25 protein-coding genes and 1 pseudogene are annotated in these 26,966 nt (G+C 73.6%); 7 read left to right on the top strand and 19 right to left on the bottom strand.

Annotation, left to right across the window (positions count from 1 at the left end; translation table 11 throughout):
• Nucleotides 1-156 precede the first annotated feature (156 nt).
• Together IEZ27_RS28090 and IEZ27_RS28095 are read right to left on the bottom strand one after the other, a co-directional pair.
• Complete coding sequence (locus IEZ27_RS28090) at nucleotides 157-933, bottom strand: methyltransferase domain-containing protein (RefSeq protein ID WP_189650006.1); 777 nt, start codon at nucleotides 931-933, stop codon at nucleotides 157-159.
• An 85-nt stretch (nucleotides 934-1,018) separates the two neighbouring features.
• Nucleotides 1,019-2,131, bottom strand: a complete 1,113-nt coding sequence (locus tag IEZ27_RS28095; protein WP_189650007.1) for a methyltransferase — start codon at nucleotides 2,129-2,131, stop codon at nucleotides 1,019-1,021.
• 321 nt (nucleotides 2,132-2,452) lie between these two features.
• Between IEZ27_RS28095 and IEZ27_RS28100 the strand changes: the two genes are divergently transcribed.
• Nucleotides 2,453-3,484: a hypothetical protein gene (locus tag IEZ27_RS28100; RefSeq protein ID WP_189650008.1), complete on the top strand. Its 1,032-nt coding sequence runs from the start codon at nucleotides 2,453-2,455 to the stop codon at nucleotides 3,482-3,484.
• A gap of 28 nt (nucleotides 3,485-3,512) precedes the next feature.
• Here IEZ27_RS28100 and IEZ27_RS28105 read toward each other — a convergent pair whose 3' ends face one another.
• From IEZ27_RS28105 to IEZ27_RS28150, 10 genes are all read right to left on the bottom strand, one after another.
• Entirely contained in the window at nucleotides 3,513-3,968 is a 456-nt protein-coding gene (locus tag IEZ27_RS28105) for a MarR family winged helix-turn-helix transcriptional regulator (RefSeq protein WP_229824406.1), read from the bottom strand.
• 7 nt (nucleotides 3,969-3,975) lie between these two features.
• Nucleotides 3,976-4,599: an HPP family protein gene (locus IEZ27_RS28110; protein ID WP_189650009.1), complete on the bottom strand. Its 624-nt coding sequence runs from the start codon at nucleotides 4,597-4,599 to the stop codon at nucleotides 3,976-3,978.
• 46 nt (nucleotides 4,600-4,645) lie between these two features.
• Entirely contained in the window at nucleotides 4,646-5,335 is a 690-nt protein-coding gene (gene narI / locus IEZ27_RS28115) for a respiratory nitrate reductase subunit gamma (RefSeq protein ID WP_189650010.1), read from the bottom strand.
• On the bottom strand, nucleotides 5,335-5,949 hold the full coding sequence (narJ, locus tag IEZ27_RS28120; RefSeq protein ID WP_229824407.1) for a nitrate reductase molybdenum cofactor assembly chaperone: 615 nt from the start codon (nucleotides 5,947-5,949) through the stop codon (nucleotides 5,335-5,337). The genes narI and narJ overlap by 1 nt, the downstream gene beginning before the upstream one ends.
• Nucleotides 5,946-7,526, bottom strand: a complete 1,581-nt coding sequence (gene narH / locus IEZ27_RS28125) for a nitrate reductase subunit beta (protein ID WP_189650011.1) — start codon at nucleotides 7,524-7,526, stop codon at nucleotides 5,946-5,948. Before narH ends, narJ begins: the two co-directional genes overlap by 4 nt.
• A complete protein-coding gene (locus IEZ27_RS28130) occupies nucleotides 7,526-11,206 on the bottom strand; it encodes a nitrate reductase subunit alpha (RefSeq protein WP_189650012.1) in 3,681 nt (1,226 codons plus the stop codon). The genes narH and IEZ27_RS28130 overlap by 1 nt, the downstream gene beginning before the upstream one ends.
• A 273-nt stretch (nucleotides 11,207-11,479) precedes the next feature.
• Complete coding sequence (locus tag IEZ27_RS28135; RefSeq protein ID WP_185844879.1) at nucleotides 11,480-11,896, bottom strand: MarR family winged helix-turn-helix transcriptional regulator; 417 nt, start codon at nucleotides 11,894-11,896, stop codon at nucleotides 11,480-11,482.
• A 284-nt stretch (nucleotides 11,897-12,180) separates the two neighbouring features.
• On the bottom strand, nucleotides 12,181-13,134 hold the full coding sequence (locus tag IEZ27_RS28140) for a CU044_5270 family protein (RefSeq protein WP_189650013.1): 954 nt from the start codon (nucleotides 13,132-13,134) through the stop codon (nucleotides 12,181-12,183).
• Entirely contained in the window at nucleotides 13,131-13,703 is a 573-nt protein-coding gene (locus IEZ27_RS28145; protein ID WP_229824408.1) for an RNA polymerase sigma factor, read from the bottom strand. The genes IEZ27_RS28140 and IEZ27_RS28145 overlap by 4 nt, the downstream gene beginning before the upstream one ends.
• A gap of 152 nt (nucleotides 13,704-13,855) precedes the next feature.
• Nucleotides 13,856-14,689, bottom strand: a complete 834-nt coding sequence (locus IEZ27_RS28150) for an SAM-dependent methyltransferase (RefSeq protein ID WP_189650014.1) — start codon at nucleotides 14,687-14,689, stop codon at nucleotides 13,856-13,858.
• Between the two features lie 297 nt (nucleotides 14,690-14,986).
• On the opposite strand from IEZ27_RS28150, the pseudogene IEZ27_RS55055 reads away from it, so the two are divergent.
• The 4 genes and pseudogenes from IEZ27_RS55055 to IEZ27_RS28165 all read left to right on the top strand — a co-directional run.
• Nucleotides 14,987-15,637, top strand: a pseudogene (locus IEZ27_RS55055) (CoA transferase); the annotation flags it as partial.
• A 137-nt stretch (nucleotides 15,638-15,774) separates the two neighbouring features.
• Complete coding sequence (locus IEZ27_RS55060; protein ID WP_268246092.1) at nucleotides 15,775-16,107, top strand: CoA transferase; 333 nt, start codon at nucleotides 15,775-15,777, stop codon at nucleotides 16,105-16,107.
• 75 nt (nucleotides 16,108-16,182) lie between these two features.
• Nucleotides 16,183-16,683 carry a SigE family RNA polymerase sigma factor gene (locus IEZ27_RS28160; RefSeq protein ID WP_189650015.1) on the top strand — a complete coding sequence of 167 codons (501 nt, stop codon included), beginning with the start codon at nucleotides 16,183-16,185 and terminating at the stop codon, nucleotides 16,681-16,683.
• Nucleotides 16,680-17,552 carry a PASTA domain-containing protein gene (locus tag IEZ27_RS28165; RefSeq protein WP_189650016.1) on the top strand — a complete coding sequence of 291 codons (873 nt, stop codon included), beginning with the start codon at nucleotides 16,680-16,682 and terminating at the stop codon, nucleotides 17,550-17,552. Before IEZ27_RS28160 ends, IEZ27_RS28165 begins: the two co-directional genes overlap by 4 nt.
• Before the next feature lie 60 nt (nucleotides 17,553-17,612).
• On the opposite strand, the gene IEZ27_RS28170 is transcribed toward IEZ27_RS28165, so the two are convergent.
• From IEZ27_RS28170 to IEZ27_RS28195, 6 genes are all read right to left on the bottom strand, one after another.
• Nucleotides 17,613-18,614 carry a hemolysin family protein gene (locus IEZ27_RS28170; protein WP_189650017.1) on the bottom strand — a complete coding sequence of 334 codons (1,002 nt, stop codon included), beginning with the start codon at nucleotides 18,612-18,614 and terminating at the stop codon, nucleotides 17,613-17,615.
• Entirely contained in the window at nucleotides 18,611-19,921 is a 1,311-nt protein-coding gene (locus IEZ27_RS28175; protein WP_189650018.1) for a hemolysin family protein, read from the bottom strand. The genes IEZ27_RS28170 and IEZ27_RS28175 overlap by 4 nt, the downstream gene beginning before the upstream one ends.
• A 182-nt stretch (nucleotides 19,922-20,103) precedes the next feature.
• Nucleotides 20,104-20,508: a pyridoxamine 5'-phosphate oxidase family protein gene (locus tag IEZ27_RS28180; RefSeq protein ID WP_229824409.1), complete on the bottom strand. Its 405-nt coding sequence runs from the start codon at nucleotides 20,506-20,508 to the stop codon at nucleotides 20,104-20,106.
• Between the two features lie 90 nt (nucleotides 20,509-20,598).
• Nucleotides 20,599-21,291, bottom strand: coding sequence for a sigma factor-like helix-turn-helix DNA-binding protein (locus tag IEZ27_RS28185; protein WP_189650020.1), 693 nt, complete (start codon nucleotides 21,289-21,291; stop codon nucleotides 20,599-20,601).
• Complete coding sequence (locus IEZ27_RS28190) at nucleotides 21,261-22,379, bottom strand: hypothetical protein (RefSeq protein WP_189650021.1); 1,119 nt, start codon at nucleotides 22,377-22,379, stop codon at nucleotides 21,261-21,263. Before IEZ27_RS28190 ends, IEZ27_RS28185 begins: the two co-directional genes overlap by 31 nt.
• Nucleotides 22,376-23,554 carry a sensor histidine kinase gene (locus IEZ27_RS28195; protein WP_189650022.1) on the bottom strand — a complete coding sequence of 393 codons (1,179 nt, stop codon included), beginning with the start codon at nucleotides 23,552-23,554 and terminating at the stop codon, nucleotides 22,376-22,378. Before IEZ27_RS28195 ends, IEZ27_RS28190 begins: the two co-directional genes overlap by 4 nt.
• Before the next feature lie 294 nt (nucleotides 23,555-23,848).
• Here IEZ27_RS28195 and IEZ27_RS28200 point away from each other — a divergent pair, with 294 nt between their 5' ends.
• On the top strand, nucleotides 23,849-24,613 hold the full coding sequence (locus IEZ27_RS28200) for a SpoIIE family protein phosphatase (RefSeq protein WP_189650023.1): 765 nt from the start codon (nucleotides 23,849-23,851) through the stop codon (nucleotides 24,611-24,613).
• Nucleotides 24,614-24,751: 138 nt separating this feature from the next.
• Here IEZ27_RS28200 and IEZ27_RS28205 read toward each other — a convergent pair whose 3' ends face one another.
• Nucleotides 24,752-25,285 (bottom strand): hypothetical protein, encoded by a 534-nt coding sequence (locus IEZ27_RS28205; protein WP_189650024.1) that lies wholly within the window; start codon nucleotides 25,283-25,285, stop codon nucleotides 24,752-24,754.
• A gap of 45 nt (nucleotides 25,286-25,330) precedes the next feature.
• Between IEZ27_RS28205 and IEZ27_RS28210 the strand changes: the two genes are divergently transcribed.
• Complete coding sequence (locus IEZ27_RS28210; RefSeq protein ID WP_229824410.1) at nucleotides 25,331-26,947, top strand: PucR family transcriptional regulator; 1,617 nt, start codon at nucleotides 25,331-25,333, stop codon at nucleotides 26,945-26,947.
• Nucleotides 26,948-26,966 lie beyond the last annotated feature (19 nt).

A 26,966-nucleotide genomic window follows, 5' to 3' on the forward strand; every position in this document is an offset into this window, starting at 1 on the left:
TCGGCTCCCACCTCGCCCGCATGGAACTCCGCACCGCACTCGACGTCTGGCTCCAGCGCATCCCCGACTTCACCCTCGCCGACCCCGACGCCGTCACCTGGGCCACCGGTCAGGTACGCGGACCACGTACGCTCCCGCTGCGCATCGTCTGACCCGTCACGGTCCCACCTCGGCCGCGACCAGGAACAGCAGGGCCGAGGCCAGGAAGGGCCGGGAGGCGAGGTCGTCGAACCACTCCTCGGTGCCGGGTTCGAGACACCCGGCGCCGATCGCCCTGGCCACGTTGCGGCGCAGCCCGAGCACCCGGTCGGCGGTGGCGAGGTCGCGGAACACCGGCGCGACCGTCCCCACCGAACGCACCACGAGGCCGGCCTCGGCGCACAACCGGGCCAGGCGGCGGCCGACGGTGCCGTGGCGGACCACCCGGCGGGCGATGAACCGGGCCAGCGCCGGGCCGACGTCCGGGTCGGGCGAGTCGATCAGCATGCCCTCCCAGTCGGGCTCGGCCATGACGATCCGCGCCCCGGGACGGGCCACCCGGCGGAACTCCGCCAGCACCGCCGCCGGGTCGTCCACGTGCTGGAGCACCCGGTCGGTACGGGCCCGGTCGACGCTCCCGTCCGCCAGCGGCAGCGCGTGCACGTCCCCGGGACGCACCTCGACCAGGGGCCGTCCGGCCAGCCGGGTACGCGCCTCGGCGACCATCGCCGGGTCGCGGTCCACGCCGACGACCCGCCCGTGCGGGGCTACGGCGTCGGCCATGGCGGCCAGGTCGGTGCCGGGGCCGCAGCCGAGGTCGAGCACGGTCTGGCCGGGCCGCAGCTCCAGCAGGTCCAGGACCTGCCGCTTGTAGCCCCTGCCGACGTCGGTCGCGGCGACGTGGTCGAGGTAGGCGATCGGGTCCGGGCGGGACGAGGGGTCGATGTCGATCATGCGCACAGCCAACCAGACCGGTTCGCAGATCCCGGGGAGGCGAGGTGAGGATCTCGTGCAGCCTGGTGCTCCCGCCCGGACGCGGTCAGGTACGGCGCAGGCGCCACAGAGAGGTGATCTCGGCGGCACGGGCCGCGTGCAGGGGGTCGGTCGCGTCGGACGCGCGCGGGTGCCGGGGGCGCGTTTCGAGCCGGTCCACGACCCGCAGGCCCGCGTTCGCGAAGGCGGTCAGCAGGTCGGCGCGGGTCCGTAAGCCGAGCCGTTCGGCCAGGTCCGACAGGATCAGCCAGCCCTCGCCCGCCGGTTCCAGGTGCCCGCCCAGGCCGTCGAGGAAGCCGCGCAACATGCGGCCGCCGGGGTCGTACACCGCGTGGTCGAGGGGTGAGGCCGGTTTGGCCGGGAGCCACGGCGGGTTGCAGACGACGAGCTGCGCGCGTCCGGGCGGGAAGAGGTCGGCGTCCAGGACCTCGACGCGGCCGGCCAGCCCGAGCCGCCGCAGGTTGTCGCGGGCGCAGGCCACGGCGCGCGGGTCGCGGTCGGTGGCCACGAGGCGCTCGACGCCCCTGCGCGCGAGGACCGCGGCGAGCACGCCGGTCCCGGTGCCGACGTCGAACGCCCGCGCGAGCGGGCCGAGCGGCGCGCGGGCCACCAGATCGACGTACTCGCCGCGGACCGGCGAGAAGACGCCGTAGTGCGGATGGATGCGGTCGTTCAGGGCGGGCACCTCGACGCCCCTCCTGCGCCATTCGTGGGCCCCGACGATGCCCAGCAGCTCGCGCAGCGAGGTCACCGACGGCTCCGCGGCGGGGCCGTAGACCTCGGCGCAGGCCGGGCGCACGTCCGGGGCGCGGCGCAGGTGGACGGCGTGGTCCGGGCCGAGCGGCACCAGCAGCCGGCCGAGCGTGACGGCCCGCTGGGCGCGGTCCCGCCGGTGCCGGTGGAAGGCGTCGGCGGGCGACGGCGCGGGCCGGTGCGGTGGACGTTCGGTCCTGCGCGCCATGGCGCGCAGGAGCCGGCGGGCGGCCTGGAAGTCACCGCGCCAGAGCAGCGCCGTGCCCTCGCAGGCCAGTCGGTACGCGGTGGCGGCGGCGAGGCGGTCGTCGGCGACCACCACGCGGGCGGGCGGGGGCGAGCCGTTGGCGGAACGCCAGCGGGCGGACCGGGTCTCGCCGTCTTCGGTCCAGCGGATCTCGAGCACTCGGGCTCCTCATGATCGAACCAGTGATGGTCATGAAGAGCACTTCGACGCGGTGGATCAGCCTGTGGCGGCCTCCCGCGAGGAAGTGCGCGCCGGGGCGTCGCCGAGAACCATGCCGGGTGGTGGGAACGACATGATCGACCTCCTCGCTGGACGGGAACCCCTTCATCCTAGGGCCGCTCGCGCCCGGCGGACCTCACCGGCGCGGTCGAGCGGCGTCAGGTCCCTCTTGACCGCGTTTCGGAGACAGATCCGGTCCGGCCCGAATACGGTGGGCCGTTGACGCTCAGCCAACGCCCGTAAGCCTTCCGGAGTCTCTCCATGCGTACCGCAGCGGCAGTCCTCTCCTTCGTGCTCGCCCTCGCCACCCTGCTCGTCCTGCCGGTGAGCGCCGCGGTCGCCGCCGCGCCGCTGCCGGGCGGCAAGAGCACCTTCGTCGTCTCGCAGGGCCACCTCCAGGCCGCCTCCCGGCAGAACTGGGTACGCCTGGGCACCTACCGCTTCGCCGCGAACGGCACGGTGAGCGCCGCCCAGTACCTGTGGTGGCAGCGTTATCCGAAGGCCAGGCAGCGCACCGGCACCGTGCCCGACGCGAGCTGCACCACCAGGTCCGGCGGGGTGTCCTCGCGCCCGCGCGCCTGCGAGGTGCTCACCGCGGGCGGCTACACGGCCGGCCCGAACGAGACCCGCACCGGTACGTACACGCTGGCGGGCGACGTGCTCACCATCCGCTGGAAGATCGCCCAGACCTGGACGGAGCAGTGGTACGTGCGCACCTCGCCGGACCGCAAGCTGGCCCGCCTCGACCTCAAGCGCAGCACCCTGGCCACGCACGGCTACGGCTACGGCAGCAACGCCTCCCCCGCCACCCGCCGCGCGATGAGCTCGGTACGGGCCTTCCCCGGCTCGCTGCGCCAGGACCTGACGAGCTGGGCGAGCGGCACGCTGGTCAACTCCGGCAACCAGCCGTTCGGCCACTCCTCCTTCCGCGCCTGCGCCTCGGCCACCTCGTGCCTGACCTACCTCCAGCCGTCCTCGCGCGGGGCGTGCCAGAAGTCGGGCGGCTGCCCGAAGTACGGCGGCGGCACGAAGGCCAACGTCAGCTCCATCCAGTACTACCTGACGACGATCTCCAAGTCCGACCGTCGCGACACGCTGTGGCACTGGTGCACGTGCCTGGCGATGGAGCGCGGCGAGTTCTGCTACACGGGCAACTCCCACGTCAAGCCGCTGATGCAGATCATCGACGACTCGGGGGCCTTCCGGGGATGGGTCGGGGTGGAGGCGTCCTTCTCGACCGGCTCCCGGGCGACGGACATGCTCGCGGTCCTGCGCATCTCCGACTTCCGCTGACCGAGGGACGGCCGGGCCACGGCCGGGGTCAGGAGCCGGAGCGCAGGCGTTCGGCGGCCTCCTGGTAGGCCTGGGCGGCCCGGTCGAAGTAGTCGAAGAGCGCGTCGAGGTGCTCGGGCGGGCAGTCGGCCAGGATGTCGCCGATCTTCCGCCGGACGGGGTCCATGACCTGGTCGAGCTGGGCGGGCTTGCCGACCGGCTCGACGATCACCTTGCGGCGGTCGTCCGGGTCGGGGGCGCGGCGGACGTATCCGGCCTGCTCCAGCCGGTCGATGAGGCGGGTGGTCGGGCCGGTGGTCAGGCCGGTGCGGGTGCCGAGCTCGCCGGGGGTCATCGGGCCGGCCAGTTCGAGGATGTTCAGGGCGTACAGGTCGGTGGCGCCCAGACCGCAGGCCTTGGCGGCGGCGTGGCCGTGCAGCATGACCGCGCTGAGGTAGCGGCGGTAGAGCCGGCCGGCGTCCGGGCGGTCTGACGTGTTCGGCACGCGATCCTCACTTCCCGTTCCTCCTCCTGGAGAAGATAAATCTTCCAGGAAGTAGCTTCTCCAGAGAAGCTACCACGGAGGCGCGGCGCGGGCGTCCGAGAGCGAGCAGCACGAACGTCGTGAGCACGACGGCGGTGAGCAGGACGGCCAGGTTGAGCGGGGTGCGCAGGAAGCCCAGGGCCACGATGAGCGTGGTCGCGCCGCCCGGCGGGTGGGAGCTGTCGGTGGCCAGCATGCCCAGCGTCGTGCACGACAGCGCGATGACGACCGCGACCACCCGGCGGCCGTCGATGTGCCCCAGGTCGGGCGCGGTGCGCGTCAGCCCGGTGACGGTCAGGGCCAGGTAGCCGCCGGCGGCGCTGATGGCGTGCCCGGCGACCGTACGGCGGGGAGCCGACGCGGGCGCCCCCGGCGCGGTGAGCACCAGGTAGATCGTCGGCCCGAGGGAGGGGAAGACGAACGGCTGGCGGGCCAGCCAGGCGACGAGGGCGGGCACGCTGATGCACAGGGCGGCCTTCCAGGACACGGCGAGCGCGCCTGCCACCCGCGACCGCGCCCCGCCTCCCGCGCCTTCGGCCGCTCCCGGGCCTTCCGCCGATCCCAGGCCTTCCGCGGCGGCCTCGGCGCTCATGCCGTCCACCTCCTTCGGGCCGCCGGCGGCCGGGCGGGTCGGGTGCTCATCGGGGCAGGGCACCGCCGCGGGAGCGGTAGACGATGTACGGCCTGGCCAGATAGGTGACGGGCGCCGCGAAGGCGTGGACCAGGCGGCTGAAGGGCCACAACGCGAACAGGGCCATGCCGAGCAGCGTGTGCGCCTGGAAGACGAACGGCGCCGCCGCCATGGCGCCCACGTCCGGCTCCAGTTCGAGCAGGCTGCGGAACCACACCGACACCCCGAGCCGGTAGTCGTAGTGACCGGACGGCCCGAGCAGGGTGGCGATCAGCCCCGCCAGCAGCACGGTGGCCAGCACCGGGTACAGGACGCGGTCGGAGCGCCCGGTGGCGCGGCGTACGGCCCGCACCCGCAGCCGCCGCCACAGCAGCACCGCGAGCCCGGCCACGCTGGCCAGCCCCGCCAGCCCGCCGACGACCAGGGCGTTGAGCCGGTACATGGGCTCGGTCACGTGCACGGCCTCGGTGAGCCGCTCGGGCACGAGCAGGCCGACGAGATGACCGGCGATCACGAACAGCAGCCCGAAGTGGAACAGCGGCCCGCCCACCCGCAGCAGGCGGCTCTCGTGAAGCTGGGTGGAACGGGTGGTCAGCCCGAACCGGTCGTAGCGGTAACGCCAGATCACCCCGGCCACGAACAACACCAGGACGACGTACGGCGACACACCCCACAGGGCGATGTTCAGGTGCTTCATCAGCGGACTCCTCCGGGAACCTCGGGCAGGACGGTACGGCCGACCCGCTCGGCGGGCGGGCCGAGCGCCGCCCGCTCGCCCACGGCCCGGCGGTCGGCCGACGTGGGCCTCGGCAACGTCAGCAGCACGGCCTCCACGACGGCGGCGTAGCCGCTGCGCCGGTCGGCCAGACCGGCGTGCAGCAGGTCGAGACCGGGACGGTGGTCGCGCAGCAGCCGGCCGCCGGGGCCCGGCACGCGGGCGGCGAACTCCAGCATCACCGGCAGGAAGTCGGGCAGCTCGCCCGTGCCGGGCTGCCAGCCGTGGGCGCGGTAGAGGGTCTTGAGGTCCAGGAGCGACTCGCCGCGCCTGCGGGTGTCGCCGTCGCCGTAGTAGGTCATGTGGAGGGTCCGGCGGCCGCTGCGGTCGAAGGTGCTCACGTACGCGGCTCCGGCGTCGAGCGCGGACAGGGCCGCCGCCTCGGCGCAGAACGTACGCAGGCGCTCGCCCGCCGCACCACCCACAGGGCCGAGCGCGGTGCGTACCAGGTCGAGGCGGGCGGTCCAGTCCTCTTCCGGATAGCTCAGCAGGAGGGAGGCGGCCTGGTGGATCAGGCGGCCGTCGTGCCGGCTCACTCGGCCGCCTCGCCCCTGGACGGGAACAGGCCGTCGGGCGTGCCCTTGCCGTCCCAGTTGAGCAGGTTGACGCGGCCGCGCAACTGTTCGTCCTTGGTGACCGGCAGGCTGTGGAAGCCCTCGGCGAGCATGCCGGGGCCGCCGGGGACGTCGAGGCTGCAGCCCGCGCCCGCGGCGTGGTCGGAGGCGACGTAGGCGGTGGGGATGACGTACCGCTCGTCGTACTTGGCGAGGGCGAGCAGGCGGTACATGCGTTCCAGGCCGGCGGCGTCCAGACCGGTGCCGGCGCCGGCGTCCGGGTCGGGCTCGTCGCCGAGGTTGCGGGCCCGCATGTGGGCGCGCATGGCGGCCAGGCGCTGGAGCGCGGCCTCCACCGGGGCCGGATCGCCCGCGGTGAACAGCTCGGCGAGGTATTCGACGGGGATGCGCAGCGAGTCGATGGCGCCGAACAGGTTGCCCGCGTCCTCGCCGTCGTGCCCGGTGTCGGCGAGCGCGTCGACGATGGGCGACAGCGGCGGGACGTACCAGACCATGGGCATGGTGCGGTACTCCGGGTGGAGCGGCAGGGCGATCCGGAACTCGGTGATGAGCTGCCGTACGGGCGAGCGGCGGGCGGCCTCCAGCCAGTCGTGCGGGATGCCCGCCGCCTCGGCGGCGGCGATCACCCCCGGATCGGCGGGATCGAGGAAGCAGTCGAGCTGCGCCTGGTACAGGTCGCGCTCCTCGGGCACGGCGGCGGCCTCCCCGATGCGGTCGGCGTCGTAGAGCATGACGCCGAGGTAGCGCAGGCGGCCGACGCACGTCTCGGAGCAGACCGTGGGCTCCCCCGCCTCGATGCGCGGGTAGCAGAACGTGCACTTCTCGGCCTTGCCGGTCTGGTGGTTGAAGTACACCTTCTTGTACGGGCACCCCGACACGCACATGCGCCACCCCCGGCACCGGTCCTGGTCGACCAGGACGATGCCGTCCTCCATGCGCTTGTACATCGCCCCGGACGGGCAGGCGGCCACGCACGAGGGGTTGAGGCAGTGCTCGCAGATGCGCGGCAGGTGGAACATGAACGCCCGCTCGTAGTCCAGGCGTACGGTGTCGCTCACCTTGCGCAGGACGACGTCGGCGGCGAGCTGCTCCGGGCCGCCGCCCAGGTCGTCGTCCCAGTTCGGCCCCCAGGTGACGGCGGTGGGCCGGCCGTCGATCAGCGAACGGGGCGGCGCGGTCGGCACGTCGTCGCCGAGCGGCGCGCCGATGAGGTTGTCGTAGTCGTAGGTCCACGGCTCGTAGTAGTCGTCGAGGCCGGGGAACTCGGGGTTGGCGAAGAGCGTGGCCAGGCGGCGCAGCCGGCCGCCGGCCCTGGGCACCAGGCGGCCGTGGCGCAGCCGCCAGCCGCCCCGCCAGCGTTCCTGGTCCTGCCAGCCGCGCGGGTAGCCCTGGCCGGGACGGGTCTCGACGTTGTTGAACCAGACGTACTCGGTGCCCGGCCGGTTGGTCCACGTCTGCTTGCAGGTGACCGAGCAGGTGTGGCAGCCGATGCACTTGTCCAGGTTCATCACCATGGCGATCTGGGCCATCGGTCGCATCAGTAACGCACCTCCTGATCCCTGCGGCGGATGACGGTCACCGCGTCGCGCTGGTTGCCGGTGGGGCCGTAATAGTTGGGGGCGAAGGAGAGCTGGCCGTAGCCGCCGATCAGATGGGTCGGCTTGACGAGGAGCTTGGTGAGCGCGTTGTGCACGCCGCCGCGCCGGCCGGTGGCCTGCGACCTGGGCACGTTCACCAGGCGTTCCTGGACGTGGTACATGAACACGGTGCCGGCCGGCATGCGGTGGGAGACCACGGCGCGGGCCACGACGACGCCGTTGACGTTGACGGCCTCGATCCAGTCGTTGTCGGCCACGCCGATGGCGGCGGCGTCCTCGACGCTGATCCAGATGACCGGGCCGCCCCTGGCCAGCGTCTGCATGAGCAGGTTCTCCTGGTACTCCGAGTGGATCGACCACTTGGAATGCGGGGTGAGGTAGCGCACGTTCACCGCCTTGCCGCCGTCGGGCGCGGCGGGCAGGCTCTCGCCCAGCGCGTCGAGGTCGAGCGGCGGCCGGTAGACGGGGAGCTGCTCGCCCAGCTCGGCCATCCAGTCGTGGTCGAGGTAGAAGTGCTGGCGGCCGGTGAGCGTGTGCCAGGGCTTGCGGTGCTCGGTGTTGATGGTGAACGGCGCGTAGCGGCGGTCGTGCCCCTCGGCGCCCGACCACTCGAAGCTGGCCCCCGCGGCCACCGGCCGGTCCTGGGTGTCGGAGAACACCGTACGGTGCCCGGCGACCGACGCGCCGAGCTCCGACAACCCCGAGCCGGGGCCGCAGCGTTCGGCGAGCCGGTCGAAGCCCTCGGCGGCGATCCTGCCGTTGGTGGTGCCCGACAGGGCCAGGATCGCCTCGCACATCTTGACGTCGCTGTCCAGGAGCGGACGCCCTCCGGCGGGGCCGCCGTCGGCGGTGCCGCAGCGCGCGGCCAGCCAGGCCGACTCGGGGCCCGGCCGTACGGTGACGCCCTTGACGGTCATGCCCTGCCGCTCGGCCAGCGGCCCGAAGGCGGCCAGCTTGTCGGCGATCGCGGTGTAGTCCCGCTCGACCAGCGTCACGGCCGGCATGGTGCGTCCCGGCTCCGGCGTCGCGCCGCTCTGCCGCCAGTCGGGCACGCCGCCGCCCGGCTGGGCGATCTCGCCGGGCGTGTCGTGCTGGAGGGCGGTGCCGACCAGGTCGTGGGCGACGTCGAGGCGGCCCGCGGCCAGTTCGCTCAGCTTGCGGGCCAGGGAGTGGAAGATGTCGAAGTCGGTGCGGGCCTGCCAGGGCGGGTTGATCGCCGGGGTGAAGGCGTGCACGAACGGGTGCAGGTCGGTGCTGGACAGGTCGTGCTTCTCGTACCAGGTGGCGGCGGGCAGCACGAGGTCGGCGAACAGGGTCGTGGAGGTCATCCGGAAGTCGAGGGCGAGCAGCAGGTCGAGCTTGCCGCGCGGCGCCTGCCGCCAGGTGACCTCCCGGGGCCGGTCCGGCGGCGGGGCCTCCTCGGCGGTCGCGTTGTCGGCCGCGCCCAGCAGGTGGCGTAGGAAGTACTCGTTGCCCTTGGCCGAGGAGCCGATCAGGTTGGCCCGCCAGACGGTGAGCACCCGCGGCCAGTTCTCCGGCGCGTCGGGGTCCTCGCAGGCGAACGCCAGCCGCCCGGCCGCCACCTCATCGGCGATCCAGCGCGCCGGGTCCTGGCCGCTCTCGCGGGCACGGCGGCCCAGGTCGAGCGGGTTGGCCGAGAACGTGGGGTAGCTCGGCATCCAGCCCAGCCGGGCCGACTGGGCCACCAGGTCGGCGGTGTGCCGCCCGGCGAACCGGCGCGGCCCGGCGGGGCTGGACAGCGTCTCCGCCGAGAACCGTTCGTAGCGCCACTGGCCGGTGTGCAGATACCAGTACGGCGTGCCCGCCATCTGGCGCGAGGGGCGCACCCAGTCGGCCGCGGTGGACAGTTGTTGCCAGCCCGCCAGCGGCCGGACCTTCTCCTGGCCCACGTAATGGGCCCAGCCGCCGCCGTTGACGCCCTGGCAGCCGGTGAGCAGCAGCAGCGTCAGGAAGGAACGGTAGATGGTGTCGGAGTGGAACCAGTGGTTGGTGCCGGCGCCCATCACGATCATGGAGCGGCCGCCCGTGCGCTCGGCGGTGGCGGCGAACTCCCGCGCGATCCTGATCGCCTGCCCGGCGGGGGTGGAGGTGAGGCGCTCCTGCCAGGCCGGGGTGCCGGGGGCGTCGGCGTCGTCGTAGCCGGTGGGCCACCGGCCGGGCAGGCCGGGGCGGGCGACGCCGTACTGGGCCAGGAGCAGGTCGAAGACGGTGGTGACCAGCCGGTCGCCGACGCGCCGGACCGGCACGCCCCTGCTGATCACGCCGCCGGGCTCGTCGAAGCGCGGCAGGACCACCTCGGCGCTGTCGCAGCCGGGCTCGTGCAGGGTGAGCAGGGGATCGAGGTCGCCCAGGTCGAGGTTCCAGTGCCCCTGCTCGGTGCTCCAGCGGTCGGCCAGCGTGCCGTTGGGCGCGACCGGACGGCCGGAGGCGGCGTCGAGGATCATCGGCCGCCAGGCGGCCATCTCCTCCTGGCCGCCCGCCTGCGCCGAGGTCAGGAACTTGCCGGGACGCAGCCCGCCGTCGTCGTGCTCCTCCAGGGCGACCAGGAACGGCAGGTCGGTGAAGCGCCTGACGTAGGAGGCGAAGTGCGGCGCCTGCCGTTCGACGAAGAACTCGCGCAGGATGACGTGGCCCATCGCCACGGCGAGCGCGCCGTCGGTGCCGGGATGCGGGTGCAGCCACTCGTCGGCGAACTTGGTCGCGTCGGAGTAGTCGGGCGAGACCACGATCACCTTCTGGCCCCGGTAGCGGGCCTCGGTGACCCAGTGGGCGTCGGGGGTACGGGTGACCGGGACGTTGGAGCCCCACAACATGATGTAGGCCGCGTCCCACCAGTCGCCCGACTCGGGCACGTCGGTCTGGTCGCCGAACACCTGGGGCGAGGCGACGGGCAGGTCGGCGTACCAGTCGTAGAAGGACAACATCGGCGCGCCGATCAGGGACATGAACCGGGCGCCGACCGCGTGCGAGGCCATCGACATGGCGGGGATCGGCGAGAACCCGGCGACCCGGTCGGGCCCGTACGTCATGAGGGTGTGGACGTGGGCCGCCGCGGCGATCTCCAGCGCCTCGTCCCACTCGATCCGGACCAGGCCGCCCCGGCCGCGCGCCGACTGGTAGCGGTGCCGTTTGCGCGGGTCGGTGGTGATCTCCGCCCAGGCCGCGACCGGGTCGCCGAGGCGCGCCCTGGCCTCGCGGTAGAGCTCCACCAGGACGCCGCGGGCGTGCGGGTAGCGCACCCGGGTGGGCGAGTAGGTGTACCAGGAGAAGGCGGCGCCGCGGGGGCAGCCGCGCGGTTCGTACTCCGGCCGGTCGGGGCCGACGCTGGGGTAGTCGGTCTGCTGGGTCTCCCAGGTGATCAGGCCGTCCTTGACGTAGACCTTCCAGGAGCACGAGCCGGTGCAGTTGACGCCATGGGTGGAGCGCACGACCTTGTCGTGCGCCCATCGTCGCCGGTACGGGGAGTCGTTGACCTTGTCCTCGGCGCGGTACACCGCCCGCCGGTCCGGCGTGGTGTCGGCGCGCAGCAGCAGGGTGCCCGCCGCCAGCAGCCGCGCGGCCGCCGCGTCGGCGGCGCGCTCGGCTCGTGTCAGACGCATGCGTATTCCACCAGGCACGACGCATGACCCCCTTTATGTGGAAATGAGGCTTTTTTCGGTATCCGGGCTAGCTCTGCCGGGATGTGGCTCTCTTGCCGTGCCGCCGGACACCGGCGTATCGACTGACGGTGAGGTGCGCAGTCAGACGACTGTTTCTAGCATGCGACAGTGTCCATATGGAATGTGTTAGTTCCGCGAGAAGTTTTACCGCCCCCGAAAACGGCATTACACACATCGACCGTAATATCGGGAAAAGTCGACAGGTGGGGTGAATTAGGAGTCGGCCGCCTCGGTCAGCCTCCGCAGGACGTGCACCAGCGTCGTACGGTCGGCCGGGGCCAGCTTCTCCAGCGCGTGACCGATGCGCTGCCGCCGCGCCGCGCGCAATCGCTCCAGCACGTCCCGGCCCGCCTGCGTCGTGCTGATGCGGATCTCACGGCGGCTGTGGGCGGCGGGAGCCCTGCTCAGCAGCCCTGCCGTGTCCAGGCGGTCGACGACCCTGCCGGCCGCCGACAACGACATGTCCAGGCGCTCGGCGAGGGAACGCAGGTTCATCGGACCGTGCCGGTCTACCGCCAGCAGCACCCGCAGCCGGGGCACCGACAGGTCCCCGAGCGCGGCCATGGCGTCGAGCGTCGCCTCCACCAGCACCAGGGACGCCTCCTCGATGTGCCAGGCGGAGTCGTCCATCGCCGCATCCTCGAACGGGGTCACGGTACGACCAGAAAAGGTCGCTGGTCCGACATTTTTCCACATAACGGGCCACCTATTCATCGCTCTGCCGACGACGACCAGAAAGGACATGTCCTAGCAGCGGACGGCCCGTGACGCACCCCCGACCGGTTCGAACGCGAACGACACCGGACGACACCGAACGACACCGCCGCCCGGCCGGACGACGGTGTTCACCACCCATTACAGAGGTTTTCATCAACAGTTTAGTAAATGGCGGAGTATCGCGGGTGAGCCCGTTTTCAGGGCCGCCGTCCGGGCTCGTCCACGACGCCGGTCGTGAGCCGGGCCGACCAGGTGACCGGCGTGCCGGCGGGCACCTCGACGCCGCCCCCCGTCCAGGTGAAGGTCCTGTCGGCCACGCTCACGCCGTACACCCCCAGGTAGCGGTAGTCGCCGGGGCTGAGGATCAGGTCGTAGCGCGCCCAGTCGCCGGTGTAGCTGAAGGCGACGCCGTGCCGCCCGTCGGCGTCGACCGCGTCCGGGGTGACCTGGACGCCCGCGATCGTGGGCAGGGCCCGGAACAGCGCCGCCCGTACCTTGGGAGGCAGCGCCTGCTCGCCCATGAGCTGATAGATCGCCTGGAAGAGCCGTTCGTCGACGGACGGCGGCGGCTCCCCGGATCCCGGCTCGACCGGGCCCACCCGGGCGAGCGCGGCCCTGAGCCGGTCGAGCACGCTCTCCGGCGTGACCGGCTCCTCGGCCAGGTCGGCGGCGCCGAGGCCGGGATGGGTGCCCTGGACGAGGAGCTTGCCCTTCTCGTCGTACCAGGCCACCTGCCGGCCGTCGACGCTCGTCCACAGCTCGGAGATGATCCGCCTGCTCGCGTCCACGCCGTAGCCGCTGTAGGCGCCGGGGGCGGCGTTCCGTTCCTTGATGTAGAGCCACTGACCGCGGCTCGTTCCCGGGTCCGGGCCACCCTCGGCCGCGCCGGCCGCCCGTTCGCCCAGCGCCCGTACGCTCGCGACCGGGGCCGTCCCGTCCTCGCGGGTCGCGACCCAGGTGAGGCCGACCACGACGGCCAGGACGGCCGCCGTCGCCATCCGCCACGCCAGGCGCGGGAGCCGCGGGCGTCCCGGGCGCGGCCGTGACTCGCGCGCGGCGGCCAGCAGCCTGTCGCGGGCCGCCCGCTCCGCCTGCGGCGTCATCGCGGGGACGGAGCGGCGCACCTGCTTGACCGCGTTCAGGTCGTTCATCGGTTCTCCTCCTCCGCGGGGATCACGGCCTTGATCTTCTTGCGCGCGCGGTGCATGCGGGAGCGCGCCGTACCCGCCGGGATGCCGAGGGCCTGCGCGGCCTCCTCCAGGCTCATGTCCTCCCAGGCCACGAGCAGCAGGACGTCACGGTCGCCCGGCGACAGGGCGGCCAGCGCCGCCATCAGCCGGCGCTCCTCGGCCTGGGCCGCGACCCGCTGGGTGACGACGTCCCCGATCAGCTCGGGCAGCGGGTCCGCCCCGGTACGGCTCAGCGCGCGCAGCAGCCGCTCCTCGTCGCGCCGGTGCCGGGCGATCAGCTTGGTGGCGATGCCGTACAACCACGGCCTGGCCAGGCGGACGGAGGGATCGTAGGACTCGCGGCGGCGGAACGCGGCCAGGAACGTCTCGGCCACGATGTCGTCCGCCGCCTGTGTGCCGAGCCGGCGGGCGACGTACAGATGGATCTGCCGGGCGTAGCGGTCGAACACCGCGGCGAACTGTTCGGGGTCGTCCCTGGAACGGAGAATCACCTCCGCGTCGTCCTGCTCCGGGAGATTCAGCAGGGTCACATCGGTCCTTCCACGAGGATGGCGGTCACCCAGCTGTCTCCCGTGACCCGCGTCCGCGTTCGCGGCGGGGCCGGGGGCGGGTGCCGACAGGCGTGGAAGGCCCGGCGAGAGGATGCCCGCGGGCCGGCGACGGGCCGGCCCGCGGGGGCATGCTAGGGGATGTGAGCCACGGCGCCGTAGTTGCCCGACGAGCTGGGAGCGTCCGCGCAGGCGGGGTCGCCGTCTTCGGGACGCCACTCGGGCACCCACACCAGGCCGGGTTCCATCAGGTCGAGGCCGTCCAGCAGGTCCGCGACCTCGTCGCGGGTGCGCACGGTGAGGCCGGGCAGCGTCATGGCCAGCAGGCTGCGGATGGCGGGGGCCAGCTCCGGCGGCACCCCGTCGAACGTGATGTGCAACAGGCCGAGGAAGCTGCCTTCCGGCGCGGCGTGGCGCAGGCGTTTGATGGCGGTACGGGCGCACTCGTCATCCAGGCTGTGGGCCGACAGCAACAACACCGCCATGGGCCGGTCCCAGTCGAGGAACGTCTGGACCACCGGATCGCCGAGCATCTCGTCGATCTCCCGCACGTCGCCGTCCACCACGCGCACCAGGTCGCAGAACGGCTCAATGGTGGCCTGGGCCAGCGTCAACGCCATCGGGTCGCTCTCCACGTACACCACTCGTACGTCGGAGCCCGGGGAGGCCACCCGGGCCACCTCGTGCAGGCGGCTGCCGCCCGACGAGCCGTTCGGCACCCCGCTTCCCACGATCATGAATTGGTCCACGCCTTCGACAGCGGCCAAATGACGTACCACCCGGGACAGATATTCAAGTACTGCGCGGGCCGCGGTGGTGGCGACGGGAGTTACTTGATCGAAATGGCGAACCAGGTCCCGGTCGGCGAGGAAGTTGTTCTTCCCACCCGCGGCGGCGTCCAGAATCCGGGTGATCCTGGCGTGCGCCGTGCCGAGCCTGGCCAAGTTCCGGACAGCACGCTGGCGCATGAGCGTTGCCCCTTTCCCCTCGCCGCCACCCTCTTGCGGTAGGCGATCTTTGGACTTCACTCGTGACTCAGACCATATGTTCCAACAATTCCAGTTAATGACAATGGGGCAGACCGGTTATTTCGGGAAATGTTTGTTACCAGAACTTCCGTGTGAGATCTTGGGCCGCGTCCGCACATAAGATCAATGAGGTAATTGGAGGTGCTTGTGACGAACGTGACGGATGAGGAGATCGCGCCGCTGGCCGGAATGCGGGTGATCGAGCTGTCCAGCTTCGTCGCCGCGCCCCTCGGCGGAATGACGCTGGCCCAGCTCGGAGCGGATGTCGTACGTGTGGATCCGCTCGGCGGCGGGCCCGACGCGCGGCGCTGGCCGCTCGCGCCGTCCGGTCGCAGCCTCTACTGGGCGGGACTGAACAAGGGCAAGCGCTCGGTCACCGTCGATCTGCGTTCGGCCCGGGGGCGGGAGCTGGTCGCCGCCATGGCCGTCGCCGCCGGCACCGTGCTCACCAACGCGCCGCCCCGGGCCGGGCTGTCGTACGAGGAACTGGCCGAGCGCCGGCCCGACCTGGTGTACGCCCGCCTCCTCGGCCACCGCGACGGCCGGCCCGCCGTCGACTACACGGTCAACGCCGGGCTGGGCCTGCCGTACGTCACCGGGCCCGCCGGCCACGACGGCCCGGTCAACCACGTGCTCCCCGCCTGGGACGTGGCGTGCGGCCTCTACCTGGCCGTCGGCCTGCTCGCGGCCGAGCACCGCCGGGCCGCGACCGGACGGGGACGCCGCATCGACCTGGCCCTGCACGACGTGGCCCTGGCCACCGCTGGCAACCTGGGATTCCTGGCCGAGGCCCAGCTCCACGCCGCCGGCCGCCCGCGCATCGGCAACGACCTGTACGGCGACTTCGGCCGCGACTTCGTCACGGCCGACGGGCGGCGGCTCATGGTCCTGGTCCTCACCGAGCGGCACTGGCGCGACCTGGTCGCCGCGACCGGGCTGACGCGGGTGGTGTCGGCGCTGGAGCAGGCCCTGCCGACTTCCGCGCCGAGTCCGACCGGTACGCCCACCGCGAGGCGCTGGCCGGGCTGCTCGCGCCGTGGTTCGCCGCCCGTACGGCCGCCGAGGCTGAGGAGGGCCTGGAGGGCACGTCGGTGTTGTGGTCGCGCTACCGGACGTTCGAGGACCTGGCCGCCGGTGGGGCCGCGGCGCTGCGGGGCGAGCCGCTGATGGCCCCGCTCGACCAGCCGGGCGTCGGCCCCCACCTGGCGCCGGGCGGCCCGCTGCTCCTGGACGGCCGCCAGGTCCCGCCGTCGCCCGCCCCCGAGCTGGGCGAGCACACCGACGAGGTGCTGGCCGATCTGCTGTCCCTGTCGCCGCCGGAGCTGGCGTCCCTGCGCGCGGACGGCGTCGTCGCCTGACCACGAGCCCCCAAGAAGGCACTCAACCTCCGGGCGGGCTCGCGCGTTGGGGAGGGCGAAAGGGGACCTTCACTGATGACAGATGACGACGAGGCTGCCTTCGACGACTTCCTCGCCACCAGAAGCACCTCGTTGCTGCGTACCGCGATCCTGGTGTGCGGGGCGACGCGGCACGACGCCGAGGACCTGGTCCAGCACGCGCTGGAGAAGGTCTACCGGCACTGGCCTCGGATCAGGCACGACAACCCCGAGGCGTACGCGAGGAAGGTCGTCGTGAACGCGGCGATCAGCAGGGCGAGGCGGCGCAGGGTCGTCCAGGAGATCATGTTCGCCCGCCCGCCCGAGACCGCCGCCGACTCTCCCGACCTCGACCTGCGCGACACGCTCATCGGCGAGCTGCGCAGGCTGCCGCCCAGGATGCGCGCCGTGCTCGTCCTGCGCTACTGGGAGGACCAGTCCGAGCAGGCCACCGCGGCCCTGCTCGGCTGCTCGGCCGGGACGGTCAAGAGCCAGGCCGCGCGCGGGCTCGCCAGGATCCGCCAGAACATGGATGTCGCAGAGGAAGTGACGAGATGACGATCGAGGACGACCTCGCCGACGCCATGGCGGCGCACGTCGCCGATGTTCAGGCCGGGCCCGGACTGGGCGGCGCCGTACGCCGGGGGCACCGCGCCCGCGTGACCAGGCTCCGCGTGGCGGGGGCGGCGATCGTCACGGCGGCGGTGGCCGTGACCGTGCCGGTGATGCTGAATCCCGGCGAACCCGCCGACAGCGGCCAGAACCAGGTCGTGATGCGCAACGACGTGACCGTGCCCGACGTGACGGGCCGGCGCGCCACCGAGGCGGCGAAGGCGCTCCACGACGCCGGGCTGAAGGCCGCGCTCACCGGGATGCGGAGCGACAACGGCCTGGTGGGCACGCAGGAACCGGCCGCCGGCAAGGTCGTCGTGTGGGGCAGTACGGTCACGCTCGACGTCCAGTTGCCGCCCGCGCCGACGCCGCAGGCCCTGGGGGACCTCGGCGACGGGCGGGAGTTCGGCGGCATCCGGCTCACCTACCTGCCCGACGGGCTCGAATGGGGCAAATGGTCGAAGGACGATGTGGTCGGTCCCGGCAAGAGCTACACCACCAGCTTCCGGAAGCCGGGCCTCCAGCAGGCCGACTACGCCGTCCAGGTGATCGTGGCCCACGGCGCGTCCGCGGACGTGCTGTACGACTTCCGGCCGGAACGACAGACCAAGACGGCGGACCTCGGCGGGAGGCCTGCGAGGCTGTCCGGGGACGGCGACTCGGGGGCCGCCGGTGGCCCGGTCACGCCCACGGTCACCTGGAAGCTCCGCAAGGACCTGGCCGTCAAGCTGCTCATCGGCCCCGAGTACGCCAAGGAGATCGACGCCATGAGTGAGCTGAGGAAGATCGCGAAAGGCGTCCGCCCGGTCCGGTGACGCGCGGCGGCCGGCGCCGCCCGGCCCGGCCCGGTCGGCGTCGGCGTCGGCGTCGGCGCGTCAGCCGGTCAGGATGCCGCCGAGCACGTCGTCCAGGGTGACCACGCCGAGCACGCGTCCGGACTCGTCGGCGACGGCGGCGAGCTGGGCGCGGCGGGCGCGCATGACGGCCAGCACCTGGGCCAGGGTGGCGGTGGCGGGGACCTGCGGCAGGGCGCGCACGGGCAGCGGCTCGCGGGCGCCGTGCCCGTTCAGCGCGTCCAGGACGTGCAGGTAGCCGCGCAGCTCGGCGGGGTCGTCGCCGTGCACGGGGAAACGGGAGTGGCCGTGGCGGCCCGCGTAGTGTTGCAGGCCGGCGCTGTCGATGGTCTCGGGCACGCTGACGACCTCGCTCATCGGCACCATCACCGAGCCGGCCGGGCGGGCGTGCAGGGCGAGGGTGGCGATCATGCGGTCGCGTTCGTCCTGGCGGAGCAGGCGGTGGCGGCGCGACTCCTCGATGAGCACGGGCAGCTCGCCGGAGGTGTAGACCGTACGGACCTCCTCGGCGGAGGGGACGCGCAGCAGCCGCAGCACCACCCCGGCCATGGCCTTGACCAGCGCGAGCAGCGGGCGGGTCGCCCTGGCCAGCACGAACAGCGGCGGCACCAGCCACAGCGCGGCCACGTCCGGGGCGGACAGCGCCAGGTTCTTCGGCACCATCTCCCCGATGATCACGTGTGCGGCGACCACCAGCAGCAGGGCCAGCGCGAAGGCGACCGGATGGGTCAGCCGCTCGGGCAGCCCCACGGCGGCCAGCAGCGGCCCTACGGCCTCGGCCACCACCGGCTCGCCGACGGCCCCGAGCACGAGCGAGGCCAGCGTCACGCCGAGCTGCGCCGCCGCCAGCATGGTGGGGACGGCGTTCATGGCGGCGAGCACGGCCTGAGCCCGGCGCGAGCCCTCGCGCGCCCGCGGCTCGATCAGGGTGCGGCGGGCGGAGATGAGGGCGAACTCCGCGCCCACGAAGAAGCCGTTGACGGCCAGCAGTGACACGATGACCAGCCCGTCGGCGAGGGTCACGGCCGCTCCCCCGCCCGGCGCGGCGCGGTCAGGGTGACCTGCTCGACGCGGCGGCCCCGCATGGCCTCCACCCGCAGGGTCCACTCCCGCACCGCCACCTCGTCCCCCGGGCCGGGGATGCGGCCGAGCGCGGCCATCACCAGCCCGGCCAGCGTCTCGTACGGGCCTTCCGGCATGCGGAAGCCGGTTCGTTCCTCGACCTCGTCGGCGCGCAGCAGCGCGGGCAGGCCGACCGAGGCGCCCGGCGGGAGCAACACGGGCGAGGGCTCGTCGGAGTGCTCCTCAGGCAGGTCGTACTCGTCGGCGATGTCGCCGATCAGCTCCTCCACCAGGTCCTCGACGGTGACGACGCCGGCGAAGCCGCCGTACTCGTCGATCACGACGGCCATCTCGGCGCGGGCCGAGCCGAGGCGCTCCCGTACGATCTCCAGCCGCAGCGTCCCGGGCACCTGGAGGGCGGGCCTGGCGATCGCGGCCACCGGAGTGCCGTCGCGTTCGGCCAGGGGCACCGCGCACGCGCCCGGGACGCTCGCGATGCCGAGGATGTCGTCGCGTTCCTCGCCGCATACCGGGATGCGCAGGTGGCGGCGGCTCCTGGCCAGCTTGAGGAACTCGGTGACGCTGGTGGTGCCCGGCACGGTCACGCAGTCGGTACGGGGTGTCATGGCCTCGGCCGCGGTCTTGTCGCCGAAGCGCAGGGCCCGCTGGAGCATGGCGGCGGTGGAGGGCTGGAGCACGCCCGCCTCGGCGGACAGGCGTACCAGGAGGCCCAGTTCCTCGGGCGAGCGGGCGGAGGCCAGCTCCTCCTGCGGCTCGGCGCCGACCCAGCGTACGATCGCGTCGGCCACCGCGTTGCAGAGCCGGATCAGCGGCCCGAACGCCGCCGAGAACGCCCGCTGCGGCGGCGTCGCCAGCCGGGCCACGGCGAGCGGCCTGGACAGGGCGGCGTTCTTCGGCACCAGCTCGCCCAGCACCATCTGCGCCACCGTGGACAGGGCGATCGCGACCACCACCGGCACGACCTCGACGCCGCCGAGCAGCGGGTCGAGCAGGTCGGCGATGGCGGGTTCGGCGACGACGCCGAGCAGCAGAGAGGTGACCGTGATGCCGAGCTGGGCGCCCGACAGGTGGAACGACAACCGTTGCACCGCGGCCTCGATGCCCTGGGCGCCCCGGTCGCCGTCCTCGGCGAGCTGGCGGACCTGGCCGCGTTCGACGGTGACGAGGGAGAACTCGGCCGCGACGAAGACGCCGTTGGCCAGGATCAGGGCGAGGGCAGCGAGCAGGTAGACGGCGTCGAGGAGCACGTCAGCCGCGGCCCTGGGATAACACGGCGGGGGGTCGCGGACGGTCGGCCGCGGGATGTCGGCCGGGCTCAGACTTCACGGGCGAAAGCTAACATCCCTTCTTCGCCGCGCGGAAGACCACGACCTTCGCGCGGAAGACCACGACGACCCGCCTGCCCAGGGTCCCGACCGGCCGTCCGTGATCACACGTTGCCCAGCACGCGGGTCACCTGGATCTCCACCACCACCCGGGACGGGTTGGGCCGGGGCGGCTTGTAGCGGGCGGCGTAGCGGCGCTCGGCGTCGGCGACCAGCTCGGGGTCGGTGCGCAGCACGGCCCGCCCCTCCAGGGTGGACCAGCGGCGGCCGTCGACCTGGCACAGCGACACCAGAGCGCCGTCCTCGCCGATCAGCCGCGCCTTGTGCGAGGTCCCGGAGGTGATCACGCGGGCGGTCGCGGTCTCCAGGTCGAGGGTCGCGCCGACGGGCACCGCGTGCGGCGGGCCGCCGGGTCGCGCGGTGGCGAGCGTGCACAGGTGCCGCTCCTGCCAGAACACGGCGAACGCCTCGCCCAGCTCGGCCAGGTCCACGGTCCTCCTCAGGTCCACGGTCCTCCTCAGGTCTCGGGCGAGCGACATCGTACGCCCGCGCCGCCGCCGCCGGTGACCGGCGCTCCCGCCGGGGCCGGCCCGCGGGACTCAGGAGGCCGGGCCCTGGCGGGCGTGCGAGGTGTAGATCCCGACCTCGTCGGGCCGGATCAGGCCGTCCTGGATGGCGCAGATGAGCAGTTTCTCCTTCGTCGGCGCGGGCCGCCCGGCCGCCGCGTACTTGACCCTGGCCCGGTCGATGTACTGGCGTACGGTGCGTTCCTTGATGCCCATGCGGGCCGCGACCGACGCCTTCGACATCGACTGGAACCAGAACAGCAGCGCCGCCCGTTCCTTGTCGGACAGCTGGGGGCGGTGCGGGCCCTCGTCGGTGGCGATGGCCTGGGCCATGGGCAGCGTCACCGACGGCCGGTCGGCGGCCACCTCCATGATCGTCTCCAGGCAGGACTCCCGCGTGGCCCGGCCCTTGCCGATGAACGCCGACGCGCCCGCGTCCAGCACCGCCCGGACGATCTCGGGCTCCTCGTGCTCGGAGAAGACGATCACCCGCTGGCCCTCCGCGCACAGCCCGCCCACCCGGTCGGCGACCATCGTGCCGTTGAGGTTGAGGTCGAGCAGCAGCACGTCGGCGGCCACCCCCCGGACGGACTCGATCGTGGGCCCCTGCGCGACCAGCTCCACGCCGCTGCCCGGCCCGAACCACGAGCGCACGCCGTCCACCACCACCTGGTGGTCCTCCACCAGCGCGACCGTCACGGGCGCTGCCAGATGCTGTTGACCCATACCTCCCCTCCCTGGCGCTGGTAGGTGACCACGACCCCGCTGGGCTCGCGCACCGGGACGGGACTGACCGGCAGGTCGTCGTTGTCGGCGACGACGGCCACGCTCACCATGGCCGACATCGCCGACACGGTGACCCTGGCCCGCGAGCGGGCGCCGTCCAGCGCCAGGACGGGCGCCCTGAGCAGATCCTCCCGTACGCCCTCGGGCAGCGCGGGCAGGTTCTCCCCGAACGGCGGCGCGGTCACCAGCACCTGGCGGCGTTCGGCCGCGTCGATGCGCTCGCGCAGGGCCGACACCAGCGCGTCCGGCACGTCCTCGCGTTCGGTGATCAGGCGGCGCAGCCGCATGGCCCCGGCCGTGCAGTCCTCGCGCACCCGGGGGTCGCCGGGGTCGGCGCCGTCGGCGAGCTGCTGGAGCAGCGACTCGGCCACGTCCCGGATGGCGGCGTACCTGCGGATGCGGTCGGCGTGGATGCTCCTGGCCGACTCGCGCCAGGCGTCGTCGGCGGTGAGCCTGCGGGCCAGCAGCACGGCGTCCTCGGCGCGGGCGCGCAGCAGGGCGCAGCCGGCCGTGTAGCCGAGCTGCATGGTGACGCCGCCGACGATGACCACCAGGTACTTGGCGACCGAGACGCGGTCGAGCGTCCCCGCCACGGTCATCGCGGCCAGCATGACGACGGCGTTGACGGCCAGGAACGCGGCCAGCTCCGTGCGCCAGCGCGGCCGGTTCCAGGCCAGCATGACGCCCAGCCAGCCGACCGACCCCCACCCCCAGTCGCTGATGCCGAGCAGGTCCTGCGGGCGGCAGGCCACGATCACCGCGACGTCGGCGGCCAGCGCCGCGACGGCGAGCCAGAGGATCCGGCCGGGGCCGCGCGAGGTGCGCGAGAGCGACAGGCCGGCGACCACGCCGACGGCCGTGTAGAGGATCCAGGCCGCGGCGGCGAGCAGCGGCCAGCGGAAGGAGCTCCAGCCGGTGACGGTGACGGTGAGGTCGTAGCCGGTGTGCCAGAAGCCGGCGATGACGGCCGCGCCGAGCGCGGTGTAGCGGGCGTAGCGCTGGGCGACCTGCTCGATGTCGTCGGTCACGGCCGCCACCACAGGCTCACCCGGGTGCCGGTGTCGCCGGAGGAGATCCGGGCGCCGCCGCCGCGCAGCGCGTTCATCGTGTCGAGGATCGAGCCGCGTACGCCGAACCGGTCGGGCGGCAGGCGGTCCTGGTCGAACCCGTGCCCGGCGTCGGCGACCTCCACCCGGATCTCGCCGTCGTGCCTGCTGGAGACGAGGACGGCCTCGGCCACCCCGGCGTGCAGCGCGACGTTGGCCAGGGCCTCGGTGACGGCGCGGGCGAAGTGCTCGGCGACGTCGCCGGGGACGGTCTGCGGGGTCAGGCGGCGGCGTACGTCCAGGCCGGGCACGCGGCCGGCGACCTCGTCGAGCAGGGAGTCCAGGGCGATGGGCGCGGCCTCCGCGCGCGGCCGGTCGCGCAGCTTCTCCAGCGCCGCGAGGTCGGTGCGCACCTGGGAGCGCAGGGTGGCCGAGTGCTCGTCGTAGGTACCGAGGCCGACCATGGTCAGGGTGTGCAGGGCGGTCTCGTGGATGCTGGCGACCTGGCGTAACTCGTCCTCGCGGCGCAGCCGTTCGACCATGAGGGCGATCTCGGCCCGCGCGCTCTCCCGCAGGAACGCGTCGGCGGAGGCGGCCGAGCGGCGCAGCAGCGTCATCAGCATCACGATCGCGAGCAGCTGGACGGTGTGGATCCCCAGCGTGCCGGCCACGTCCTGGGAGGGCGCCGCGAGCCGCACCCCGGCCAGGTACGCCCCGGCCACGGCCAGTCCGGCGGGCACCGCCACCCGGGGCCGCCAGGTGACCCCGGCGACGATGATCGTCATGGTGACCAGCCCCGCGATCCAGCTCGATCCGGCGTCGAGCGCCTCGACGGCCACGAGGTGGCGCTGGGCCAGGCAGGCCGCCACGGTGGTCGCCGTGTCACCGGCCACCAGCCAGTTCGGCAGCGGCTCCTCGCGCCGCAGCCGGCGCAGGTACAGCCCGGTCCACACCAGACCGGCCGCCAGTACGGGCGCCAGCCACGCGAGCGAGACCGGCGGGACCGCGCCGAGCGCCGCCGCGACCACCGACACCAGGCCGACCGCGCCGCGCGCGCCCGCGGCGGTACGCGCGACGGCCTTCTCCAGCTGCCAGGTCGCGGAGTCGTATCTCGTGTCGGATCTCTTGCCGAGTCCGGTGGAGCCGGGGTGAGCCATGTGCGGTCCGCCCGCGAAGAGAGCACAGGACGGATCTCACGATATCGGTTATGAACAGGCTTGTTCCTGATATGACGGTCGGCAGCACGGCGGTTTCCATGGCTCTTTCCTCGGACCGGCGGCTCTCCGGTGGCGCGTGCGCCGCCCTGCCCCACTGTGGGCCGCCGGGGCCCGCCGGGACATGACGGCCGATCGGCCGTCGTGCCGCCACGACGGCCGATCAGCCGTCAGTCGCATCCCACGCAAGAGGGATGTACTGGGCAGGTGTCGTCGCGCGCGATGAGAGGGACGAACATGACCTTTTTCTCGATCTCGATTCTGCTCGGCTGCCTCTCCGTGATGGCGGTCCGCGGCCGCCGCGGGGGCTGGCCGCCGGGCATGCCCGCGGCGCGGCCCCGCCTGGTGACCGCGGGCGGCACGTACGACGGCTCGCACGGCCACCCCTCCGACGCCTACGTCGTCCAGGAACGGCTGATCGCGCTGGCCGACGGCCAGGGCGGCACGGAGGTCGCGCACACGGCCGCCGCCCTGGCCCTGGGCGCCGTGGTCTCCGCCCGCCCGCAGCACGCGGCCCGCCGCGACGAGGACATGGACGAGTGCGCCCAGTCCGCCCACCGGGCCCTGCGGCGGGCGGCGCTGCGCACGCCGTCCAAGCCGGGCCTGGTCACGACGCTGGACCTGCTGGTGCTCGACGCGGGTGAGACGCCGTGCCTGCGCTACGCCCACGTGGGCAACGGCGTGATCTGGCACTGCTCCAAGGGCGGCAAACCACAGCAGCTCACCACCTCGCACTCCTTCGACGACGGCCCGCTGCTGCGCGGGATCGGCCTGGCCTCCACGCTGAACCCCGAGATCGGCAGCGTGCCGCTGCGGCCGGGGGACCGCGTGGCCGTCGTCACCGACGGCGTGGTCAAGGCGCTGGGCATCCACCGTCTGACCGAGTTGCTGGCCGTCGGCCCGTCCGCCGCCGCCTGCCTGGACCGGCTGTACGACGAGATCTCCGCCGCCGCGCCCAAGGACGACTCCACGATCGTGGTCGCCGACTTCGTCACCGCCTGACCTCCGTCCCTCCCTGGAACGTGCCACCCGGTACGGCGGGGGCCGGGTGGCGCGGAGGGGATCAGGCCGGGCGCCGATATCGGCCGTATGCGGGAGGGGATCGGGCCGGGCGCCGATATCGGCCGTATGCGGGAGGCGTCAGGCCAGGCGCTGGTAGAGGCCGTACACGAACAGGGCGCGGCGGGGCGTGCCGTCGTGGGTGAAGTCGACCGCCCAGTGATGCGGGGCCGAGCCCTCGCCCTGGGCGCTCCCCGGGAAACCGGCGGCGACGTCGGCCACGACGCATCCCCACGGCGTCAGGTCCGCGAACGACACCGTCCGGCCGCCGCCCGGCCGCACGAACCACAGGTTCCACACCTCGCCGCCCGGACCGGTCAGCGCCTCGAACTCCAGCTCCGGCCAGGACGGCAGCCGCCAGCGCGCCACGTCGCAGGTCAGGCTGCCGAACTCGGCCGTGCCCGCGTACGGGGGCGGGCCGAGCGCCATCCGCAGCGCGGCCCGGCCCTTGGGCGCCGTCGCGGAGTGGGCCAGCCGCGTCCAGTGGGTGTGGGCGGCGCGCAGTTCGGCGCGGGTGGCGTCCAGGTCGGCCAGCGCCTGCTCGACGCGGAGGGGGTTGAGGTCGCGCATCCGGTGCATCAGGGCCAGCTCGAACTCTCGTACGCCGAATCGCATGGCCCCCAGCCTGCCAGGCGTCGCGACCTGCGTATGCTCGCCATCATGACCAAACGGGGGCAAATCACCCTCCGCGAGCTGCTCGCCTTCGACGAGGGCGGCGTGCTGCGGCTGCTGCTGGCGCCCTCGGGCCAGGACGTCCGCGTGACCGGGATGATCATCGGCGACGAAGGGCCCGCCCGCTCCTACGCGGGCCGGATCGTCCTGGCCGCCGGGCTGTTCCACTCCACCGGCGCGGCCACCGCCTCCATCCGCGAGGCGGCGCGGCGCGGCGCCGCGGCGGTCGTCGTGCGGGCGGGCGAGGACCTGGCCGCCGACGCGCTCGACGTGGCCGAGCAGGGCGGCATCGCGCTGCTGGCCCGCGCCGAGTGGGCCGACTGGGACGACGTCGCGACCATGCTGCGCTCGGCCGCCGCCTACGGCGAGGCCGGACGCGGCGACCGGATGGCCGAGGCCACGGCGGGCGGCGGGCTCGCCGCGCTGGCCTCGGTGGTCGCCGAGTTCACCGGCGGCTCGATCACCATCGAGGACACCCAGTTCCGCGTGCTGGCGCACTCGGCGACCGGGCCGGAGGCCGACGAGCTGCGCCGCTCCACCATCCTGGGCGGCCGGGTGCCGGACTGGCGGGTGGAGGAGCTGCGGCGCAGCGGCCTGCTGCGCACCCTGTGGTCCTCCGGCGAGGTGATCCACCGGCCCGCCGACGAGAGCACCCCCGAACGGCTGATCATCGCCATCCGGAGCGGGCGGGAGATGCTCGGGTCGATCTGGGCCGCCGCCGACGGCCGCAGCCTCACGCCCAACGCCGCGAGCGCGCTGAGCCGGGCCGCCGAGGTGGCGGTGCCGTACCTGGTGCAACACCGGCTGCGGGAGAGCGGCGCGCGGCGGCGCGAGGAGCACGCGCTGCGCGGGCTGCTGGCCGGGGAGGGCGACCTGAGCACCCACGCCTGGACCCTCGGCCTGCCGCCCGACCTGCGCTGCGCGGTCGTGCTCGCAGAGACCGGCCCCGACGCGCCCGCGCCGGGCGAGGGCGCGGCGGCCCGCGGGTCGGCCGCGGAGCGGGTGCTGGAGGTGCTCGCGCTGCACGCCGCCTCCTACCGTCCCGGGGTGCTGGTGCTGCGGGAGACCGGGCGGGTCGCGGCGCTGGTGCCGGTACGCGGCGGCGACGAGCGGGACGTGCTCGGGCTGGCCCGCGAACTGGACGCGCTGGCCGCCGCCACGCCGGGCGCGGCTCCGGTGTGGGTGGGGGCGGGGGCGGTGGCCCCCTCGCCGGCGGCCGCGTCCGGCTCGCGGGAGGAGGCCGACCTCGTCGTACGGGTCCTGCGCGCCCGGGACGGCGGCCCCCGCCACGCCCTCGCGGCCGACCTCGGCCCGGCCCTCGACGTGCTGCGCGTGCTGGACGCCGTACGCCCGGTGTGGGAGCGGGGCAGCGGCCCGGTGTACGACCTGGTCCGCACCGACCTGGCGGCGGGCGGCGAGCTGGTCCGCTCGATCGCCGCCTACCTCGACGCCGCCGGGGACGTCGGCCGCGCCGCCCGCCGCCTGGTCCTGCACCCGAACACCCTGCGCTACCGGCTGCGCCGCGCCCGCGAACGCTTCGGCGTCGACCTGGACGACCCCGACACCCGCCTTCTGCTCACCCTCGCCGTCCGCCTGGCCACCTGACCTGGGGCTCCGGGGTTTC

The organism is Nonomuraea spiralis (assembly GCF_014648435.1).
In the GTDB taxonomy this organism is placed as follows: Bacteria; Actinomycetota; Actinomycetes; order Streptosporangiales; family Streptosporangiaceae; genus Nonomuraea; species Nonomuraea spiralis.